This is a genomic window from Microcystis sp. LE19-41.2A (assembly GCF_027530405.1).
GTDB lineage: Bacteria > Cyanobacteriota > Cyanobacteriia > Cyanobacteriales > Microcystaceae > Microcystis > Microcystis aeruginosa.
On sequence record NZ_JAPZQJ010000021.1, the window covers coordinates 1 to 3799 of the forward strand.

The 3799-nt window shown below is 43.0% G+C and carries 6 protein-coding genes and 1 pseudogene; 3 read left to right on the forward strand and 4 right to left on the reverse strand.

Annotated features, from left to right (window positions below):
- Window positions 1-701 (reverse strand): annotated as a pseudogene (locus O9290_RS00790) (IS1 family transposase); the annotation flags it as partial.
- A 218-nt stretch (window positions 702-919) separates the two neighbouring features.
- On the opposite strand from O9290_RS00790, the gene O9290_RS00795 reads away from it, so the two are divergent.
- From O9290_RS00795 to O9290_RS00805, 3 genes are all read left to right on the forward strand, one after another.
- Window positions 920-1090, forward strand: coding sequence for an SUMF1/EgtB/PvdO family nonheme iron enzyme (locus tag O9290_RS00795; RefSeq protein WP_288027629.1), 171 nt, complete (start codon window positions 920-922; stop codon window positions 1088-1090).
- Window positions 1091-1327: 237 nt separating this feature from the next.
- Window positions 1328-1702, forward strand: coding sequence for a putative quinol monooxygenase (locus tag O9290_RS00800; protein ID WP_288058193.1), 375 nt, complete (start codon window positions 1328-1330; stop codon window positions 1700-1702).
- Between the two features lie 322 nt (window positions 1703-2024).
- Window positions 2025-2840 carry a hypothetical protein gene (locus O9290_RS00805; protein ID WP_288027623.1) on the forward strand — a complete coding sequence of 272 codons (816 nt, stop codon included), beginning with the start codon at window positions 2025-2027 and terminating at the stop codon, window positions 2838-2840.
- A gap of 184 nt (window positions 2841-3024) precedes the next feature.
- Here O9290_RS00805 and O9290_RS00810 read toward each other — a convergent pair whose 3' ends face one another.
- The 3 genes from O9290_RS00810 to O9290_RS00820 form a co-directional block, all read right to left on the reverse strand.
- The gene (locus O9290_RS00810) at window positions 3025-3381 is read right to left on the reverse strand and encodes a type II toxin-antitoxin system PemK/MazF family toxin (RefSeq protein WP_046662702.1); all 357 of its coding nucleotides are present in this window, start codon (window positions 3379-3381) and stop codon (window positions 3025-3027) included.
- 2 nt (window positions 3382-3383) lie between these two features.
- On the reverse strand, window positions 3384-3614 hold the full coding sequence (locus tag O9290_RS00815; RefSeq protein ID WP_046663804.1) for a hypothetical protein: 231 nt from the start codon (window positions 3612-3614) through the stop codon (window positions 3384-3386).
- 92 nt (window positions 3615-3706) lie between these two features.
- Window positions 3707-3799 (reverse strand): photosystem II protein D1 (locus O9290_RS00820; RefSeq protein ID WP_288086604.1); only part of this gene is annotated, 93 nt, incomplete at its 5' end.

A 3799-nucleotide genomic window follows, 5' to 3' on the forward strand; every position in this document is an offset into this window, starting at 1 on the left:
CCCAACGTGATTCTCCATTTTTTTAGAGAAAGATAGACTCTCTCTCACCAGCCGAGAAATCCTTTGTCGAAAGGTATTATTTAATCTTTCAATAGGATTAGTTTGACCAGTTTCTTTTCCGACCGGTCGATGACGTTTACTAGGAATTACTGTCTTATAGGACTCCCAAAAGTCTGTGTAAGCAACCGCGCATTGTCGGTAAACACCTGGTAAACTAGCCCCAAAGTTTTTTAGCTGATTGACGACTCCTATCTCCGCGCATAGCAACCAATAATTTCTCTTGTCTTTCTATCAATTAACCGCCAAATATAAACCTTTATCGTCTTAGAAAAAACCAAAGACCACATCTCATCACATTCTCTAACCAATTTACCTTTTGATTTGTCTGAAACCTTTACTTGACGAGGGACAGATGCCAATTTATTGTTGACGTAATTTTGTAACCATGACCAACTTACTCCTGTTACTCTAGCAATTCCTCGTCAGGAAATTCGTTCGAGTAAGAGTTGATCAATTAATTGTTTGGTTTGGTCAGAGACGGTTTTATTAGTGGGATTGATCACAAACTGACGACCACATTCTTTACATTAACGTTTGGGTTTTCCCTTAGGAATAGAACCATTCTTGATAGTATGGTGAGAACCACAATTAGGACAGGGGAATAGAGGTGAAGGGGGTACTTTGTTCGGTGCTAGACTGATATTTGAGTAAGCCAGACAGGAGCCAGAAAAAGATATTTATCAGAAAAGTCATGAGCAAGCTAGAGGTTTAAAGACTGATCGGGTTCCAATTATTTTTATTAATAAATATTTTACACAATTCATACCAGGTAAGCAAGAGAGCTACGCCACTACTACCGAATCATTACCGAAATGTCTGGGAGTGGTGTCAAGATGATTGGTGCGAAAATTATGAAGAGATAAAAAAGAGCAAAAAACAGCAAAATCAGGCATATAAAGTTCTGCGGGGCGGTTCTTGGTTCAACGATCCGGATAACTGCCGTTCCGCTTACCACTACGACATCAACCGCCGCGACGACGGCAGCAGCGGCGGTTTTCGGGTGGTGCGCGGTGCTGGGAGGACTCTGTAACCCTTTTCCCCTTTTTTTCCTTTTTTCCCTTTTTCGATTTTTTTGAGCAAAATGTACTATTTATGTGGTATTTATGTACTATACAAGGATTGAGAGAATTATCTCTCTTTTGTTAAAGTGGGTTGAAACCTTGATTTCTCCTAGCCTGAAACGCGTAAATTCGTTAAAATTTTCAAGACTGACAGAAGAGACCACAAACGCGGGATACCCCTCCGCACCACCTAAAAGGAGAATCTAATGTTCAAAATCGATACTTGCTGTACTCTAGTACCCTACTTTGAAGTACAAGAAGGAAAAATTGCTGCGTTTAAGGAACTAAGCCCCAAGTTCATTGAGAGAACCCGCACCGAAGAGGGCTGTATCCATTATGCTTTCTCGTTTAGCGGTAATATTGTTCATTGCCCCGAGGGTTACGTCGATGCCGCCGCAGTTCTTGCCCACCTGCAAAACGTTGGGGAACTGCTAGACGAAGTTCTCAAAATCGCCAAGATTATTCGCCTAGAAGTTCACGCTCCCGCTTCCGAAATCGAAAAGCTGCGGGAGCAATTGGCTTCTCTTAACCCTCAGTTTTTCGTTCTCGACGAAGGTATTCGCCGCACCAGCGAAGCCTAACCCCGAACTGACAGAAAACGGATGCCCTATTCCCGTCTCGAAACGCACCGGATTACTTCTTTCTCCGGCGAGTTTGTCTTGCGCCCAACTATTAGAAAGATTGAGGGACAATTAAACTTTCAGTACATATCGACCATACGAGAAAAAGCGGGAGAAGAGGAGATAAATGGCAGCAAATTTCCATGTTCTTCCACTTTATTCCTGAAAGTAGAAATGATTGAAATCGTCAATTTCCACTTATTTTGGGACTGACATCACCCTTAGACTCCGAATATTCTGAAATTAGCAAGTAAACACGGCTTCCCAATTTCGGGAAAAAATTATGAATCTACGTTCTGTCAAGACTATCGTATTAAGCGGTATAGCCCTGTTGGTGGCAACTTTGCCCAGCCTCGCTCAAATTCCAATAGAGCCGATCCTTCTGACTACTGCTACTCGCTTCAATTGTGGTCCCCACTTAGAAACATATATAGTTCGTTCGCTAGATAACCGACGGGGAACTGGGATTCGTTGTGTCAAATTCAGTAAAGGACAGCAAGGCTCAAGCATTCCCCGTCTGTCCTGGTACGGGGAAGGAACCTGGGAAGGGGCTACCTACCGTCATTTGGGACAGGCGATTGACCGAGGCAGAATGTTGGTCGGGTTCGCGTCCGACATTCACGGTAACGGGGAGGATGCTAACTTCAACTATCCGGGTAATCTCGATATCCGAACGGTCAGACCAGGAGTGATTCGAGTGACTGGGGCTTGGAATGAGGAGTGGCGTTCGGCTTCCTCCGTTAACTACAACCCCTTACCCCGTCCCAAAACCTGCGGTAGCCATTTCAATCAATATCAGGTAACTGATTTGACAGGTGGGCGCAGAGGCAAAGGTCTGCGCTGTATGCTGAAAGAAGGTCCAGCCAACACAACCTGGTTCGGTAACGGGGATTGGGATGGCAACACCTATTCCCACCTGGGGACTCGCGGAAAGAACGGCTACGGGTCCGCAGATATCTGTCCACCTGAGCGAGTCCATGCCACTATTTTCGGAACCATCTGCAATAACTTCGACTACGGTTCCCTTACCTTCACCTCTACGCGCAGTGGCTTCAATGTCAACGGTGCTTGGAGCGAGAAGTGGTTATTGGTCAGGTGATTTGTCGAGAATTTCAATAAAAAAAGGTTGGGGCGAACATTAGCTCACCCCAACCTTTTTTGTCGTAATTATTTGATTAGAACTTAACCATTGATAGCGGGAGCAATCAGAGCCACGGGAGTCTGTTCGCCACTAGCTAAGTCTAAGGGTAAATGGATTATTTAAATCCTTTTATAACCCCCTATTATTCGAGTTCTTGAGGTTCAATAACCAACTTAATTCCCTGAATAATTAATTTGATTTTTTCCTGAGAAAGTCTTCCGATAGACTCCGTTAAAAGACGTTTATCAACCGTGAAAACCTGTGAAACATTAACAACACTGGATTCAGGTAAATTCCCTTCACCCTCATTCAATAAAACATTACCAATAGCTTTTGCTCGTCTCAAATTGGTTGTTAATGGACACACAATAACCGTCCCAATTTGTGACTGATTCAGAGCATCATTTTGCACCACAACACAAGGACGAAGATAAGCAGGTTCAGAACCTTGTGGTTCTCCTAAATCAATCCAATAAATATCACCTTGAAAAATCGTCATATTTACTCAGATAATTGGCGTTGATGATGGCGTATTCCCTCTAACATCAAAGTTTCTGATTCGTCCAATCCATCACTATAAGCTTCATTCCAACTATCCATTAATCGTTGTTTAGTTGTTTTTTGATTATTCAATCCTAATTGTTGATGTAACTGCTCCAATAACCATTTTTTATCTTCAAGAGAACAGTCTCGTAATTTTTGTTCCAGTTCAATAATTTGAGGGGATATCATAAGATTAACTCCACTTAACATTGAGCTATATCATAATTCTAACAACAAAAAAGCACCCCCTTGCGGGAGTGCCTTTTCGTTCAGACTAGGAATTAACCATTGATAGCAGGAGCAATCAGAGCTACAGGAGCCTGTTCACCACTAGCCAAGTCTAAGGGGAAGTTATGTGCATTACGCTCGTGCAT

Excerpts from the sequence above, each read along its gene's own strand:
- O9290_RS00800 (WP_288058193.1), top strand. The coding sequence starts at position 1,328 with ATGTTCAAAATCGATACTTGCTGTACTCTAGTACCCTACTTTGAAGTA.
- O9290_RS00805 (WP_288027623.1), top strand. The coding sequence starts at position 2,025 with ATGAATCTACGTTCTGTCAAGACTATCGTATTAAGCGGTATAGCCCTG.
- O9290_RS00810 (WP_046662702.1), bottom strand. The coding sequence starts at position 3,381 with ATGACGATTTTTCAAGGTGATATTTATTGGATTGATTTAGGAGAACCA.
- O9290_RS00815 (WP_046663804.1), bottom strand. The coding sequence starts at position 3,614 with ATGATATCCCCTCAAATTATTGAACTGGAACAAAAATTACGAGACTGT.